This is a genomic window from Aeromonas sp. FDAARGOS 1411 (genome assembly GCF_019047125.1).
GTDB lineage: Bacteria > Pseudomonadota > Gammaproteobacteria > Enterobacterales > Aeromonadaceae > Aeromonas > Aeromonas veronii.
Genome location: NZ_CP077214.1, coordinates 1,791,025 through 1,806,278, shown reverse-complemented (window position 1 = coordinate 1,806,278; position 15,254 = coordinate 1,791,025). Strand labels below are relative to the sequence as shown.

The 15,254-nt window shown below is 58.0% G+C and carries 14 protein-coding genes; 8 read left to right on the top strand and 6 right to left on the bottom strand.

Annotated elements, in window-relative coordinates; translation table 11 throughout:
* Positions 1–24 precede the first annotated feature (24 nt).
* The 3 genes from infA to aat all read right to left on the bottom strand — a co-directional run bounded on the left by infA (position 25) and on the right by aat (position 1,732).
* Positions 25–243 carry a translation initiation factor IF-1 gene (gene infA, locus I6L41_RS07935; RefSeq protein ID WP_005300033.1) on the bottom strand — a complete coding sequence of 73 codons (219 nt, stop codon included), beginning with the start codon at positions 241–243 and terminating at the stop codon, positions 25–27.
* A gap of 68 nt (positions 244–311) precedes the next feature.
* Complete coding sequence (locus tag I6L41_RS07930; protein WP_216963197.1) at positions 312–1,028, bottom strand: arginyltransferase; 717 nt, start codon at positions 1,026–1,028, stop codon at positions 312–314.
* On the bottom strand, positions 1,025–1,732 hold the full coding sequence (gene aat, locus I6L41_RS07925; protein ID WP_216963195.1) for a leucyl/phenylalanyl-tRNA--protein transferase: 708 nt from the start codon (positions 1,730–1,732) through the stop codon (positions 1,025–1,027). Before aat ends, I6L41_RS07930 begins: the two co-directional genes overlap by 4 nt.
* A gap of 19 nt (positions 1,733–1,751) precedes the next feature.
* Here aat and I6L41_RS07920 point away from each other — a divergent pair, with 19 nt between their 5' ends.
* Positions 1,752–2,222 (top strand): glycine zipper 2TM domain-containing protein, encoded by a 471-nt coding sequence (locus I6L41_RS07920; RefSeq protein WP_113739363.1) that lies wholly within the window; start codon positions 1,752–1,754, stop codon positions 2,220–2,222.
* 108 nt (positions 2,223–2,330) lie between these two features.
* On the opposite strand, the gene I6L41_RS07915 is transcribed toward I6L41_RS07920, so the two are convergent.
* From I6L41_RS07915 to ald, 3 genes are all read right to left on the bottom strand, one after another.
* Positions 2,331–3,578, bottom strand: coding sequence for a diguanylate cyclase (locus I6L41_RS07915; protein ID WP_216963192.1), 1,248 nt, complete (start codon positions 3,576–3,578; stop codon positions 2,331–2,333).
* 62 nt (positions 3,579–3,640) lie between these two features.
* Positions 3,641–4,591 (bottom strand): thioredoxin-disulfide reductase, encoded by a 951-nt coding sequence (trxB, locus tag I6L41_RS07910; RefSeq protein ID WP_216963189.1) that lies wholly within the window; start codon positions 4,589–4,591, stop codon positions 3,641–3,643.
* A 185-nt stretch (positions 4,592–4,776) separates the two neighbouring features.
* The gene (gene ald, locus I6L41_RS07905) at positions 4,777–5,892 is read right to left on the bottom strand and encodes an alanine dehydrogenase (protein ID WP_058059143.1); all 1,116 of its coding nucleotides are present in this window, start codon (positions 5,890–5,892) and stop codon (positions 4,777–4,779) included.
* Between the two features lie 150 nt (positions 5,893–6,042).
* Between ald and lrp the strand changes: the two genes are divergently transcribed.
* From lrp to purF, 7 genes are all read left to right on the top strand, one after another.
* On the top strand, positions 6,043–6,534 hold the full coding sequence (gene lrp / locus I6L41_RS07900) for a leucine-responsive transcriptional regulator Lrp (protein WP_005300047.1): 492 nt from the start codon (positions 6,043–6,045) through the stop codon (positions 6,532–6,534).
* 202 nt (positions 6,535–6,736) lie between these two features.
* Entirely contained in the window at positions 6,737–9,253 is a 2,517-nt protein-coding gene (locus tag I6L41_RS07895; protein ID WP_302054529.1) for a DNA translocase FtsK, read from the top strand.
* Positions 9,254–9,333: 80 nt separating this feature from the next.
* Positions 9,334–9,942, top strand: coding sequence for an outer membrane lipoprotein chaperone LolA (gene lolA, locus I6L41_RS07890; RefSeq protein ID WP_216963185.1), 609 nt, complete (start codon positions 9,334–9,336; stop codon positions 9,940–9,942).
* A 76-nt stretch (positions 9,943–10,018) separates the two neighbouring features.
* Entirely contained in the window at positions 10,019–11,356 is a 1,338-nt protein-coding gene (locus I6L41_RS07885; RefSeq protein ID WP_216963183.1) for a replication-associated recombination protein A, read from the top strand.
* 287 nt (positions 11,357–11,643) lie between these two features.
* A complete protein-coding gene (gene serS, locus I6L41_RS07880; protein ID WP_216963181.1) occupies positions 11,644–12,939 on the top strand; it encodes a serine--tRNA ligase in 1,296 nt (431 codons plus the stop codon).
* Between the two features lie 187 nt (positions 12,940–13,126).
* On the top strand, positions 13,127–13,615 hold the full coding sequence (locus I6L41_RS07875) for a CvpA family protein (protein ID WP_033115174.1): 489 nt from the start codon (positions 13,127–13,129) through the stop codon (positions 13,613–13,615).
* A 21-nt stretch (positions 13,616–13,636) separates the two neighbouring features.
* Positions 13,637–15,157, top strand: a complete 1,521-nt coding sequence (purF, locus tag I6L41_RS07870) for an amidophosphoribosyltransferase (protein WP_216963179.1) — start codon at positions 13,637–13,639, stop codon at positions 15,155–15,157.
* Positions 15,158–15,254: the final 97 nt, after the last annotated feature.

Genomic DNA, 15,254 nt, shown 5'->3' with positions numbered 1-15,254 from the left:
GGGGTTTTTTGCTGAATTCCTGGCTTAGCGAGAGCGGAAAACAATACGTCCCTTGGAGAGATCGTAGGGAGTCAGTGCTACCGTTACTTTGTCTCCAGTCAGGATACGAATGTAGTTTTTGCGCATCTTGCCTGAAATATGAGCGATAACCACGTGACCATTCTCCAGTTCCACACGGAACATGGTATTGGGCAGGGTTTCGAGAATAGTGCCCTGCATCTCAATACTGTCTTCTTTAGCCATTGAATCCTCTTGATAAGCCACAACAAAAAACCGCTGGATCATGCCGGATTTAAGGCTATGTGTAAAGTTTACTCGGGCTTGGTGTCGATATTTTTCCATTCCCCCTGAATTAACAGCTCATGAGGGAGGTAATTGCGTTTGTAATTCATCTTGCGACACTCCTCTACCAGATAGCCAAGATAGAGCCAGCTTCGCCCGGTTCGCTTGGCCAGATCGAGCTGGCAAAGGATGGCAAAGGTGCCTAGGGAGCGATCGGCATAATCCGGATCGAAGAAGGTGTACATAGCGCTCAAGGAGTGGGGTAGCAGGTCTGTGGTGGCCACGCCGATAAGACGGCCCTCCTTGCGCATCTCCAGATAGAGTGGCGGCATCCAGTCACAATGGAGAAACCCGCGATACTGGCTGCGGTTGGGGGGATACATGCTGCCATCGTGATGTCGCTCGCGGATATAGCGTTCGTAGAGCAGGTAATACTCGGGCTTGTCATCGTAGCTCAGGACAATCTCGATATCTTTGTTAAGCTGGCGGATCCGCTTCTGGCCGCGGCTGGGGCGAAAGTGCTCGCTGTGAATACGAAGGGATTGGCAGGCATGGCACGCCGGGCAGTGGGGACGATAGATGTCGTTGCCACTGCGGCGAAAACCGGCAGTCAACAATCGCTCGTAACCGTTGGCGTTGAGCAGATTGTGATCCATCAGCACCAGCAACTGCTCCTGTTCATGGTCCAGATAACTGCAGGGATGCTTGGGAGTCAGCCCTACTTTAAGGATCACTTCTTCAGTCATAGGCTGATCTCCCCCTCTTGCCAGCAGGAAGCCAACAGTGGTTGATGGCCAAGGCGCGCCAGCTCGGCCAGAAAACGGGCCCTTGGCCACTCCTCGATACCCAGGGTCGCCAGAAACGGGTTCTGCATCTGGCAATCGATGAGAGCGCCGCGATGGCGGGCGAAGTGGCGACAGAGTGCCACCATGGCAAGTTTGGCGCCGTTATCAATCCGGCTGAACATGGATTCACCGCAAAACAGTCGGCCGATAGATAGGCCATACAGCCCCGCTTGCAGCTCTCCCTCCTGCCAGATCTCGATAGAGTGGGCATGACCCAGCCGGTGCAACTGCTGGTAGGCCTCGATCATGGGTTGGCTGATCCAGGTGCCATCGGCAGTGCGACGAGGGGCGGCGCAGGCGGTAATGACTTCATTAAAGGCGCGATTGACGGAAATATCGAATGGGGTACGGCGGATAATCTTCTGCAGTGTCCGTCCCACATGGAGTTGGTCTGGGCGGATCACTCCGCGGGGATCCGGTGACCACCACAGGGTCGGCTGGTGTGGTTCGTTCCACGGGAAGATCCCCTTGTGGTAAGCTGCCAGCAATCTGGTAGGGGAGAGATCCCCGCCGATCGCCAGCAAGCCGTTGGGCTCTTCCAGCGCATGGCTGGGGTCGGGAAACCAGCAAAGCTCATCATCCAGTTGAGTGAGATAGCGAGACATAAGGCAACGAGGTTCATAGATGAAGGCCATTATCCTGATAGTATCCAGCTTGCTCTGCTTTGTCACGGCGCCCGCCGGGGCGGAGGTCTACCAGCGCAATACCGCGCGGCCGGTCAATCAGGTGGTGTTTGGTCAGGTCGAAACGGTGCGCAATATTACCCAGCGCCAGATCCTGGAGTCCGAGCACTCTGGCTGGAGGACGCTCGGTGGTGCCGTGTTGGGCGGCCTGCTGGGCAACCAGTTTGGCGGCGGTCATGGCCGTGAAATCGCCACCGCCGTCGGGGCGCTCGCGGGGGCTGCGGCTGCGCAGCAATACCAGTCCGGGGGAACCGTGGTGGAAAACAAGCTGGTGGAGCTGCTGATCCGCAACGAACAAAATGCCCTTATCAACGTGATCCAGGATTATGATCCCGCCATGGTCTTTGCCAATGGGGACAAGGTGCGCATTCTCTACTTCGATGATGGGGTGCGGGTCGACAAGACTTACTGACTTTCGATAGTCATGGTGATGGGGAGACTGTGGCAGGAAAGGAACCCGCAGACTCTCCTGCTGGAAAGTCTGTCGGGCGGTAATACACGGGACTGATGCCCTGAGGATTCAGATAGTTATCTCTTGAGAGACTATCTTGTCGCGACCGGTGTTCTTTGCCTGATAGAGCAGCCGATCCGCTACGCTCAGCGCCTCGTCCATGGATATCCGCCCGACGCTGATCACGCCGTAACTGGCGCGAACAAAGAGCGGGGTTTCCGGTGACAAAGGTTGCTGGCGCAGTTGCTGACGCAGCCCTTCAAGACGCTTGATCAACACGGGGACGCTACAGTGAGGCACCATCATGGCAAACTCCTCTCCGCCAAACCGGGCGATCATGGCATCGGGGAAGAACTGGGTCAGTAGCCGGGTCAGATGGCAGAGCAGTTGATCGCCGATGGCATGGCCCCAGTGATCGTTGACCTGCTTGAAGTGATCCACATCGAGCACACAGAGTGCCAGAGGCGTCTGCTGGCGCTGATGCTCTTCAAACCATTTTTGCCCTTCGTTGAACCAGTAGCGTCGGTTGTAGAGACCGGTCAGGTAGTCACGATTGGCTGACTCCTGAATGCTGTTGAACTGTTCGAGCGCTTCCAGATTGTGGCTGACCCGACACTGCAGCTCTTCCGGCTCGAAGGGCTGGTTGAGAAAGTCGTTGGCGCCTTGCTTGAGGTAGCGAGCAGAGAGACCGCGTTTGTCCGAGACCGAGATCCCGATAATCGCGAGCTGCTGCTTGCTGTAACGCTCTCTCAGCATCCGCACCAGACTGATGCCATCGATATCCGGCATATAGTAGTCGACCAGTGCCAGCCGGATGTCCGGGTGTTGCTCCAGCATCGCCATCGCTTCACGGGCATGACTGGCCTCATGCACCTGCAACAACTGCTTGCGCAACTGGGCCATGGTGCGGTGACGGGAGGTGCGTGAGTCGTCGACCACCAGCACTTCGATGGACTGGTTGAGATAGAGGCGGTGCACCAGACTAACGGCATATTGCAGCGAGTGGCGCGAATCCTTCATCACATAGTCCAGCACGCCGGTTTCCAGCCAGGCGGCACGTTTATCCTCGCTGATGTCGGCAGTGAGGATCACCACCGGCAAACCTCGAGCCAGCAGCTCGTTGACCGCTTCGCCCCGGGGCGCATCCGGCAAGGTCAGGTCCACCAGCGCGACCACATACTCCTCGCCCCGGCAGTGACGGGCACCTTCGAGGGTATCGAAGGCGTCAATCTCGAGGCCTGTCTGCTGGGCAATGGCCTGAGTCAGCATACGGCGGATGGTCAGGCTATCTTCGACAATCAATATCTTCTGTTTCATTAGACTCCTTTAAATAAAAAAGGCATACCGACTGGTATGCCTTATATCACATCTGCGCTTGTTTATTGCGCGTCGAGGTAGCGTTCGGCATCGAGGGCTGCCATGCAGCCGGTACCGGCAGAGGTGATCGCCTGACGGTAGTTGTGGTCGGCCACATCGCCGGCAGCGAAGACACCTTCAATGCTGGTCTGGGTGGCAAAACCGTCGAGGCCGCCACGTACCTTCAGATAGCCGTTTTGCATCTCCAGCTGGCCATCGAAGATCTGGGTATTGGGCTGGTGGCCGATGGCGATGAAGACGCCCATCAGCGGCAGCTCGCTGGTGCTGTTGTCCTGAGTGTTGCGCAGGCGCACACCGGTGACCCCCATCTGATCACCCAGCACTTCGTCCAGGGTCTGGTGGGTGTGCAGCACGATGTTGCCGCTCGCGACCTTGTCGTACAGACGCTTGATCAGGATCTTCTCGGCACGGAATTCGTCACGGCGGTGGATCAGGTGCACCTTCTTGGCGATGTTGGCCAGATACAAGGCCTCTTCCACAGCGGTGTTGCCGCCGCCGATCACCGCCACTTCCTGATTGCGGTAGAAGAAACCGTCACAGGTGGCACAGGCGGAGACGCCGCGACCCTTGAAGGCCTCTTCGGAGGGCAGACCCAGATACTTGGCGGAGGCGCCGGTCGCGATGATCAGGGCATCGCAGGTGTACTCGCCGTTGTCGCCCTTGAGACGGAACGGGCGCTGAGTCAGTTCGACACTGTTGATGTGATCAAACAGGATGCGGGTATCGAACTTCTCTGCATGCTCTTTCATGCGCTCCATCAGGGCCGGGCCGGTCAGGCCTTCCGGATCACCTGGCCAGTTTTCTACTTCGGTGGTGGTGGTCAGCTGACCCCCTTGCTGCATGCCGGTGATGAGCAGGGGATTGAGGTTGGCGCGGGCGGCGTAGACGGCCGCGGTGTAACCGGCCGGGCCTGACCCTAAGATCAGCAATTTGCTGTGAGTGACTTGGCTCATGATGTCATTTCCGGGATGTGATGAGTTTGCGCGATTGTAGGTAATTCGTGATCCGGGGTCAAAGGCTGGTGAGTCGATTGCACTAATCGTGTTCACAAGGGGTGACATGCAAAATAAAGGAATAAAAAAACCGCCCATCGTGGGCGGATTTTCACTCATCTCCAACTGGCGCAGGCCAGCGCAGATCAGTTCAGCAGGGTCAGGGGATCCGTGTAGGCAAGGCCATGTGCCACGGCCACTTCCTTGCAGGTGAGCTTGCCCTCCATCACGTTGAGCCCGTGCAACAGGTTGGGATCGCTCAGTAGTGCCTGACGATACCCTTGCTGGGCCAGCTTGATGATAAAGGGGAGGGTGGCATTGTTGAGCGCCACGGTCGAGGTGCGGGCCACCGCCCCTGGCATGTTGGCGACACAGTAGTGCACCACCTCATCGACGATATAGGTCGGATCTTGGTGGGTGGTGGCGTGGGAGGTTTCCACACAGCCGCCCTGATCGATGGCCACATCGACGATGGCAGAACCCGGCTTCATGCGCGCAATGTGGTCACGGCTGACAAGTTTTGGCGCAGTGGCACCCGGCACCAGCACGCCGCCGATGACCAGATCGGCCGCCAGCAGATGGCGCTCCAGCGTCTCGCTGTTGGAGTAGACTACTTTGGCCGCTCCCTGGAACTCGTTATCGAGACGGCGAAGGGTATCGACGTTGTTGTCGAGGATGGTCACATCTGCGCGCAGGCCAATGGCCATGCGGGCTGCATTAGAGCCGACCACTCCGCCACCGATGATCACCACCTTGGCCGGTTCGACACCGGGTACGCCGCCGAGCAGCACACCGCTCCCACCGCGCGATTTTTCCAGCGCCTGGGCACCCGCCTGAATAGACATGCGTCCGGCCACTTCCGACATGGGGGCCAGCAGGGGCAGGCCGCCACGGCCGTCGGTGACGGTTTCATAGGCGATACAGATGGCGCCGCTTTTCAGCAGGGCTTCGGTCTGGGGCAAGTCTGGCGCCAGATGCAGATAGGTGAACAGGGTTTGACCCGGACGCAGCATGGCACATTCGACAGGCTGAGGTTCCTTGACCTTGACGATCATCTCGGCTTTGGCGAAAACCTCTGCTGCAGAGGCCAAAATTTCGGCTCCAACAGCGATATAATCTGCATCGCTGAAGCCAATGCCGTTTCCGGCACCGCTTTGGACGAAAACAGTATGGTTTCGTGCTGTCAGTTCACGTACACTGGCCGGAACCATGCCTACGCGGTATTCATGGTTTTTTATCTCTTTAGGTACACCGATAATCATGCTATCCCTCGTCTATAGATTGGTGTTTCATGTTGCCAAAATGTTAACCAACATTTGCGCCTAGTATATTCAGGTATTGACAGGATTTGTGACCATAATTATAAAATGACTGGTGATTCTTACCAAAAAATAGCCAAAGGATGGAATAAAATGATGGAAGCTAAGAGTCGGCTAAAGGATTTGGACAGGATTGACCGCAACATTCTTAATGAACTGCAAAAGGATGGCAGGATTTCGAATGTTGAGTTGTCCAAGCGAGTTGGCCTGAGTCCTACACCGTGTCTAGAACGTGTTCGTCGCCTCGAGCGACAAGGTTATATCGAAGGATATGCCGCTATTCTGAACCCTCATTATCTGGACGCATCTCTGCTGGTGTTTGTAGAGATAACCCTCAATCGCGGGGCGCCTGATGTGTTTGAACAGTTCAACAAGGCTGTTCAGGTGCTCGAAGAGATCCAGGAGTGTCATCTGGTTTCCGGTGACTTCGACTATCTGCTCAAGACCCGAGTCAGCGACATGTCGGCTTACCGCCGTCTGTTGGGGGAAACCCTGCTGCGTCTGCCCGGTGTCAATGACACCCGCACCTACGTGGTGATGGAAGAGGTCAAGCAGAGCAGTCGTCTGGTGATCAGCACCCGATAAAGCAGGTTATGCCGTGGTATCTTTTCCATATGAGACACCATGACAGTCAGAAACGAGCGGCCGGTCCGCTCGTTTCTTCTTGTAAAGATAATTGCAAATATGGCCCCGTCCCATCAGGCTCTGGCTGACAATCGATGGGCTTTTCGGGGATACTAGGCCCCCTTATTTCCTGCATTACATGTTTTCAGAAAGGAGCCGGAGTTTGGCCGATAAAAAGCTGTTTACTCCTTTATCAGGTACACAACGGATCTTCGAAGCCGTCTTGATCGCCATCACCCTGATGGCTGCTTATCTTCTGCTTGCCCTGTTGTCCTATCATCCCGCTGATCCCGGCTGGTCCCAGACCTCCTGGCAAGGGGAGGTGAAGAACCTCGCCGGTAGTGCCGGTGCCTGGCTCGCCGATATCACCATGTTTACCTTTGGTGCCTTCTCCTATCTGGTGCCGCCGCTGGTGGTGCTGCTGGGCTGGAGTCTGTTCTGGCGCCCGAGCCGTCTGCTCGATGTGGATTACCTCACCCTGGGGGTGCGGATCATCGGCTTTATCCTGACCGTGCTCGGCATGTCGGCCATTGCCAGCATGAACTTCAACGATATGCAAAACTTCTCCGCCGGTGGTCTGGTGGGGGATGTGATCGCTTCTGCAGTGGTGCCGCTGTTTGGCGGCGTCGGGGCCAACCTGATGCTGCTCTGCTTCGTGGCAACCGGCATCACCCTGTTTACCGGCTGGTCCTGGCTCACTATTGTCGAGCAGATCGGTGCGGCCTGTACCGGTTCGGTCAGTGCTGTTTACCACTTCCCGACCACCCTCGGCCGCTGGCTGACCGGTGGCTGGCGTCAACCCCGCAACGAGGGGCCGGATCCCTTGCTGGAAGGCGGGGTAGGGGCCATCGCGTTTGATGACGAGGAAGATGAGCCGCACACCAGCTGGACGCGCAAGCCCAAGGCCAAGAACCAGAAGGCTGCCGCCGAAGAGTGGCTGCCGGAACTCGACGACGATACCTTCGAGTTCGACCCACAGTTTGATGATGAAGATGATGAGCCGGCTCCGGCTGCCAAACCGAAACGTGCGGTGGCGGCCGCCAATGGTCGCCGTCAGCCGGTACTGGCTGTGGCCGATGACGATGATGAGGACGATCTGGATCTACCCTGGGCCGAAGGGGACGACGAGGTTGCCGCGCCGGTAGCCGTCGCACCGACCAAGCCCAAGCGTCGTCCGCAATCTACAATGCCGCCGTTGCCGAGTATCGAGCTGCTGGACAGACCGCCAGCCAAGACCCAGATGATGAGCAAGGATGAGCTGGATCGCATGGGCCGTCTGGTGGAGGCCAAGCTTGCCGACTACAACGTGCAGGCCAAGGTGGTCGGTGTCTATCCGGGCCCGGTCATTACCCGTTTCGAGCTGGATCTGGCGCCGGGCATGAAGGCGAGCAAGATCACCAACCTCTCACGCGATCTGGCCCGCTCCTTGTCTGCCAGCAGTGTGCGGGTGGTTGAGGTGATCCCGGGTAAAACCTATGTCGGTATCGAGCTGCCCAACCGGGTGCGCCAGACCGTTTACCTGCGTGAAACCCTCGACTGCAATGCTTTCCGCGATAGCCGCAACCCGCTCACAATGGGCCTGGGTCAGGACATCGCCGGCGAGCCGGTGGTGGTGAACCTGGCCAAGATGCCGCACCTGCTGGTGGCCGGTACCACAGGTTCCGGTAAGTCGGTAGGGGTCAACACCATGATCATCTCGATGCTCTACAAGTCATCCCCAGATGATCTGCGCTTCATCATGATCGATCCCAAGATGCTGGAACTCTCGGTCTACGAAGGGATCCCGCATCTGCTGACCGAGGTGGTGACCGACATGAAGGATGCCGCCAACGCCCTGCGCTGGTGTGTGGGCGAGATGGAGCGTCGTTACAAGCTGATGTCGGCGGTCGGGGTGCGTAACCTCAAGGGCTACAACGACAAGGTGCTGGCCGCCATCGAGGAGGGGGAACCCCTGCTGGATCCGTTGTGGCGCCCGGGTGACTCCATGGATCAGATGCCGCCGGAGCTGGAGAAGCTGCCCCACATCGTGGTGGTGGTGGACGAATTTGCCGACATGATGATGATCGTCGGCAAGAAGGTGGAAGAGCTGATCGCCCGTATCGCCCAGAAGGCGCGGGCCGCCGGTATTCACCTCATTCTGGCGACCCAGCGTCCGTCAGTGGATGTGATTACCGGTCTTATCAAGGCCAACATCCCGACCCGTATTTCGTTCCAGGTATCGAGCAAGATCGACTCCCGTACCATTATCGATCAGGGCGGCGCCGAATCCCTGCTCGGTATGGGCGACATGCTCTACATGCCGGCTGGCACCTCCAACCCGACCCGGGTACACGGTGCGTTCGTCGATGATCACGAAGTGCACAAGGTGGTGGCGGACTGGAAACTGCGCGGCGAGCCGAACTACATCGAGGAGATCCTCTCCGGTGAGTCGGGTGGCGAAGGTGGCAGCGGCGAATATGGCGGTGGTGGCGATGAAGAGCTCGACCCCCTGTTCGACGAAGCGGTCGCTTTTGTGGTGGAGTCCCGCCGTGGCTCGACCTCCAGCGTCCAGCGCAAGTTCAAGATTGGTTACAACCGGGCAGCCCGTCTCATCGAGCAGATGGAGAATCAGGGCATCGTCAGCTCACCGGGTGGCAATGGTCAGCGCGACGTGCTGGCACCGCCGCCGGTGCGGGACTAAGCCTCACCGTTTCATACTATCCCTGGCCATGCCCCCCGCGGGCGTGGCCTTTTATCGAGAGCGTCTTTATGAAGAGCGTGATGAAAAAACAACTGTTGATGGGTACCGTGCTGCTGATGGCCAGCAGCCAGGTGTGGGCCGATGCGGCCAGCGATCTCAAACAGAAGCTGGCGGGGGTGAGCCTCTTCTCCGCCAAATTTGCCCAGACCGTCTATGACAGCAAGGGCAAGGAGCTGCAGCGCGCCAGCGGCGATCTGCTGGTGCAGCGGCCAAACCGTTTCAACTGGCACACCACCTCGCCGGACGAGAGCCTGATAGTTGCCGATGGTCAGGATGTCTGGGTCTATGATCCCTTCGTCGAGCAGGTGACCGCCCTCAAGCTGAAAGATGCGGTGCTCAACACCCCCTTTATTCTGATCGCCGGCAATGACGACAAGTTCTGGAAGAACTATGACGTGACCCAGCAGGGGGATGTCTACACCGTCACCAGCCGTAACAAGGATGAGCTGATTGCCTCCTTCCGTGTCACCTTCGACAGACAAGACAACATCAGTCGTTTCGATGTGAAAGAGGCGCAAGGGCAGTGGAGTGAATTCACCCTGAGCAGCTTCAACCGCAAGCCGGTGCTCAAGGGCAACGAATTTGTTTTCAAGATCCCGAAGGGGGTCGAACTGGACGACCAGCGCTAATGAGCAAGCGGTCGTTGGATTGCTTGCCACTGCGCCAGTCAAAGGCGAGTGGCGTGACGCTGGGTGGTCAATACAGATGAGCAACTTGTCGCTGGATTTCTCATCGGACTTTCGTCCGCTGGCGGCCCGGATGCGGCCGCAAAACCTCGACCAGTATATCGGTCAGCAACATATCCTGGGGGCTGAAAAGCCCCTGCGCAAAGCGATCCTGGCGGGTCACTGCCACTCCATGATCCTGTGGGGGCCACCCGGTACCGGTAAAACCACTCTGGCGGAGCTGGTGGCTCACTACTGTCAGGCGGAAGTGGAGCGACTCTCGGCAGTGACCTCAGGCATCAAGGAGATCCGCGCCGCCATCGACAAGGCCAAAGAGAACAGCTGGCGCGGGGTGCGCACCATCCTCTTCGTGGATGAAGTGCACCGCTTCAACAAGAGTCAGCAGGATGTGTTCCTGCCTCATATCGAAGATGGCACCATCACCTTTATCGGTGCCACCACCGAAAACCCCTCGTTCGAACTCAACAACGCGCTGCTCTCCCGTGCTCGGGTCTATCTGCTCAAGCGACTTGAGGAGAGCGACATCCTCGCCATGCTCGATCAGGCGATGACCGATCCCCGTGGTCTCAATGATCCGGTGCTCACCTTTGCCCCCGGGGTGAAGGAGGCGCTGGCCAAGGCGGTGGATGGGGACGGGCGTAAATCCCTCAACTATTTGGAGCTGTTGGCCGACATGGCCGAAACCGACAGCACAGGGGCGAGGGTGATCGACAGCGCGCTGCTTGCCGCCGTAGCGGGGGAACATGTGGCCCGCTTCGACAAGGGGGGGGATCACTTCTACGACCTCATCTCGGCGGTGCATAAATCTATCCGCGGCTCGGCACCGGATGCGGCACTCTACTGGTATGCCCGCATGGTGAGTGCCGGCTGCGATCCCCTCTACATTGCCCGCCGCTTGCTGGCCATCGCCTCGGAAGATGTGGGCAATGCCGATCCCCGTGCCATGCAGGTGGCGCTATCTGCCTGGGATTGTTTCCACCGCATCGGGCCGGCGGAAGGGGAGCGGGCTATCGCCCAGGCGATCGTCTATCTCGCCTGCGCCCCGAAAAGCAATGCAGTCTACACCGCCTGGAAGGCGGCGCTTCATGATGCCAAAAACCTCCCTGACTTCGAGGTGCCGGTACACCTGCGCAATGCGCCGACCCGGCTGATGAGCGATCTGGGCTATGGCGCCGAGTATCGCTACGCCCATGACGAGCCGGGCGCCTATGCCGCGGGGGAGGAGTATTTTCCCCCCGAGCTTGCCGGCAAGCAGTACTATCAGCCTACCGATCGTGGCCTTGAAAAGCAGATCGGCCAGAAGCTCGATTATCTCCACGAGCTGGATCGACAGAGCTCGCAAAAACGGGGCCGATAGCCCCGCTTGTTTGTCAGCAGAATGAAAATTGGTCAAGTACCGGAATAATTGGGGTGTTTGACCGCACAAGTTGGCAAAAACGACCCAAATAGTCCCTGTTCGGGCAGGGGGGCGGTCTGCTACACTGCCCCTCTGACCCCGTTGGTTTCGGCCTGATACCATCTTCTTGATTTCGAAGGCCTGACTCTCAAGGCGACGGGGGCCAACCGATGTTAACTTCCGGATCTGTTTTTTAGCCCGTCATGATGACTCAGGCCCAGATCCCTTATTAAAAAAGTAGGTAACCCATGCTGGATCCCAAATATCTGCGCAGCGACATCGATGAAGCTGCCGCTCGTCTGGCGACACGTGGCTACGTTCTGGACGTAGCGGCTGTCAATGCTCTGGAAGAGAAGCGCAAGGATCTGCAGTCCCGTACCCAGGAGCTGCAGGCCGAGCGCAACGCCCGCTCCAAGTCCATCGGTGAGGCTGCCCGTCGCGGTGAAGATGTTGCCCCGCTCAAGGCTGAAGTGACCAAGATCAACGACGAGCTGGAGACCAGCAAGGTTGAGCTGGATGCCCTGCTGGCCCAGCTGAAAACCATTGCCGATGCCATCCCCAACCTGCCGAGCGAAACTACCCCTGTTGGTCGTGACGAAAACGACAACGTGGAAGTGCGTCGCTGGGGTACCCCGCGTCACTTCGACTTCCCGGTACGCGATCACATCGATCTGGGTGAAGCGGCCAAGGGCGTCGATTTCAAGAACGGCGTCAAGCTCTCCGGTTCCCGTTTCGTGGTGATGAAGGGCCAGATTGCCCGTCTGCACCGCGCCCTGGCCCAGTTCATGCTGGATCTGCACACCCTGCAACACGGTTACACCGAGTGCTACGTACCTTATCTGGTCAACCCGGACAGCCTGTACGGTACCGGCCAGCTGCCGAAGTTTTCCCAGGATCTGTTCAATACCGGTATTGACGGCGAAGGGGAAGAAGAGGGCAAGGTGCGCAAGTTCTCCCTGATCCCGACTTCCGAAGTACCGCTTACCAACATGGCGCGCGACGAGATCTTCGACGAGCAGGAGCTGCCGATCAAGATGACCGCTCACAGCCCCTGCTTCCGCTCCGAAGCCGGTTCCTACGGTCGTGATACCCGTGGCCTCATCCGTATGCACCAGTTCGACAAAGTCGAAATGGTTCAGCTGGTTCACCCGGAGAAATCCTGGGATGCGCTGGAGGAGATGGTGGGTCACGCCGAGAAGGTGCTGCAACTGCTGGAGCTGCCATATCGCGTGATGGCGCTCTCTACCGGTGACATGGGCTTCTGCGCGGCCAAGACTTACGATCTGGAAGTGTGGCTGCCGGCCCAGAACACTTACCGCGAGATCTCTTCCGTCTCCAACTGCACCGACTTCCAGGCGCGCCGCATGCAGGCTCGCGTGCGTGTCGATGGCAAGCCGCAGCTCATTCACACCCTGAATGGCTCCGGTCTGGCTGTAGGCCGTACTCTGGTCGCCGTGATCGAGAACTACCAGCAGGCAGATGGCCGTATCGCCATCCCGGCTGCGCTGCAATCCTACATGGGCGGCCTGACCCACATCGGGTAAGCGCTCGTTGCAGACGACAACGCCATGGCCATGCCATGGCGTTGTGCATTCTGGCGCCGCTCAACCGTTTTTATCGTGAATAAATCTGCGTTTCCGGCGCCTCTTTGAACATGTAACACAATTTTATCAAGCATTGCGCAATCGTTTTTGTTAGACTGCGCCGCAATTTCGCAGGACATCTTTTTCTATGGTCTGGATTGATTACGCCATCATCGGCATCGTCGGTTTTTCTGCACTCATCAGCCTGGTGCGCGGCTTCGTCAAAGAGGCCATGTCTCTCGTCACCTGGTTCGTTGCCTTCTTTATTGCCAGCCACTTCTATCCTGATCTCGCCGCCTATTTTACCTCTTTCTCCGATGCGCTGGTGCGCAACGGTCTGGCCATCGCGGCCCTGTTCGTGGCAACCCTGATCCTGGGCAGCGTGGTGAACTACGTGGTGGGTCTGCTGGTGGACAAGACGGGGCTCTCCGGTACCGATCGGGTGCTTGGAGTCTGCTTCGGCGCAATTCGCGGGGTACTGATCGTCAGTGCCCTGCTTTTTTTCATGGATACCTTCACCAGCCTCTCCCAGAGCGACTGGTGGGCGGCATCCAAGCTGGTGCCGGAGTTCAAGCCGGTGATCCAGTGGTTTTTCGGGTTCATGCTGAACTCATCCAGTTTTCTTAAACAGGTATAGTGACTTCGAGGTAGCAAAGACATGTGTGGTATTGTCGGTATAGTTGGCACCACCCCCGTCAATCAGGCCCTCTACGACGCCTTGACGGTGTTGCAGCACAGGGGACAGGATGCCGCCGGGATCGTGACCATTGATAGTGGAAACTTCCGGCAACGCAAGGCCAATGGCCTGGTGAAGGACGTGTTTGAAGTGCGCCACATGCAGCGTTTGCAAGGGAACATCGGCATAGGTCATGTCAGATATCCCACCGCAGGTAGCTCAAGTGCCGCTGAAGCCCAACCTTTTTATGTGAACTCGCCCTACGGCATGGTGCTGGCCCATAACGGCAACCTCACCAACGCCAAGGAGCTCAAGGAGCAGCAGTTCAAGGTCGCCCGTCGTCACATCAACACCACCTCCGATTCGGAAGTGTTGCTGAACGTGCTGGCTCACGAGCTGGATCGCTGTGACAAGATGGCCCTGCGCCCCGAAGATATCTTCGCCGCAGTGCGCAGAACCCATCAGCAGATCCGCGGCGCTTATGCGGTGGTCTCGCTGGTAATTGGTCATGGTCTCATCGGTTTTCGCGATCCCAACGGCATTCGCCCGCTGATCCTCGGTCGTCGTCAGGACGAGCAGGGTCAGGTGGAGTACATGCTCGCCTCAGAGAGCGTGGCGCTCGACGCCATCGGTTTCGAGACGGTGAGGGATATTGCGCCGGGTGAAGCCATCTACATCACCGAGCAGGGCCAGCTCTTCTCCGAGCAGTGTGCGGAGAACCCGCAGATGAGCTCCTGCATCTTCGAATATGTCTATTTCGCCCGTCCCGATTCGTGTATCGACAAGGTTTCGGTCTACGCCGCCCGCCTCATCATGGGCCGCAAGCTGGGTCAGAAGATTGCCCGCGAGTGGGAAGATCTCGACGTCGATGTGGTTATCCCCATTCCCGAGACTTCCTGTGACGTGGCGCTGGAGATCGCTCACACCTTGGATCTGCCATACCGTCAGGGCTTCGTGAAGAACCGCTACATCGGCCGTACCTTCATCATGCCGGGTCAGACCCAGCGCAAGAAGTCGGTGCGTCGCAAGCTCAACGCCATCAGCTCTGAATTCAAGGGCAAGAAGGTGTTGCTGGTGGATGATTCCATCGTGCGTGGTACCACGTCCGAGCAGATCATCCAGATGGCCCGTGAAGCGGGGGCAGCCAAGGTCTACTTCGCCTCGGCGGCGCCGGAAATTCGCTTCCCCAACGTCTACGGCATCGATATGCCCACCGCCAACGAGCTGATCGCTCACGGCCGTGAAGTGGAAGAGGTGTGCAAGCTGATTGGTGCTGACGGCCTGATTTTCCAGGATCTGGAAGATTTGGAATCGGCAGTGCGGGAGATCAACCCGGATCTGCGTCACTTCGAGACCTCGGTGTTCAATGGCCACTACGTCACCTCCGATGTGGACCAGTCCTATCTGGATCACCTCAACGCCCTGCGCAACGATGACACCAAAGCGGTGCGTGAATGGCAGGAAGGCACCAGCAATCTGGAAATTTTTAACGAAGGCAGTTAAACGTTTGCGGTTTTGCCAGATGGGATAGCGAGATGGGGGCCTGTGGCCCCCATTGTCGTTTTTGCCTCGCACCGGCAGAAGGGGTAGGGGGTATCTG

What these genes read in the sequence shown, in the direction of transcription:
- purF (WP_216963179.1), top strand. Translation starts at nt 13,637, where the DNA reads ATGTGTGGTATTGTCGGTATAGTTGGCACCACCCCCGTCAATCAGGCC.
- trxB (WP_216963189.1), bottom strand. Translation starts at nt 4,591, where the DNA reads ATGAGCCAAGTCACTCACAGCAAATTGCTGATCTTAGGGTCAGGCCCG.
- I6L41_RS07875 (WP_033115174.1), top strand. Translation starts at nt 13,127, where the DNA reads ATGGTCTGGATTGATTACGCCATCATCGGCATCGTCGGTTTTTCTGCA.
- I6L41_RS07920 (WP_113739363.1), top strand. Translation starts at nt 1,752, where the DNA reads ATGAAGGCCATTATCCTGATAGTATCCAGCTTGCTCTGCTTTGTCACG.
- serS (WP_216963181.1), top strand. Translation starts at nt 11,644, where the DNA reads ATGCTGGATCCCAAATATCTGCGCAGCGACATCGATGAAGCTGCCGCT.
- I6L41_RS07915 (WP_216963192.1), bottom strand. Translation starts at nt 3,578, where the DNA reads ATGAAACAGAAGATATTGATTGTCGAAGATAGCCTGACCATCCGCCGT.
- lolA (WP_216963185.1), top strand. Translation starts at nt 9,334, where the DNA reads ATGAAAAAACAACTGTTGATGGGTACCGTGCTGCTGATGGCCAGCAGC.
- ald (WP_058059143.1), bottom strand. Translation starts at nt 5,892, where the DNA reads ATGATTATCGGTGTACCTAAAGAGATAAAAAACCATGAATACCGCGTA.
- aat (WP_216963195.1), bottom strand. Translation starts at nt 1,732, where the DNA reads ATGTCTCGCTATCTCACTCAACTGGATGATGAGCTTTGCTGGTTTCCC.
- lrp (WP_005300047.1), top strand. Translation starts at nt 6,043, where the DNA reads ATGATGGAAGCTAAGAGTCGGCTAAAGGATTTGGACAGGATTGACCGC.
- I6L41_RS07930 (WP_216963197.1), bottom strand. Translation starts at nt 1,028, where the DNA reads ATGACTGAAGAAGTGATCCTTAAAGTAGGGCTGACTCCCAAGCATCCC.
- I6L41_RS07885 (WP_216963183.1), top strand. Translation starts at nt 10,019, where the DNA reads ATGAGCAACTTGTCGCTGGATTTCTCATCGGACTTTCGTCCGCTGGCG.
- infA (WP_005300033.1), bottom strand. Translation starts at nt 243, where the DNA reads ATGGCTAAAGAAGACAGTATTGAGATGCAGGGCACTATTCTCGAAACC.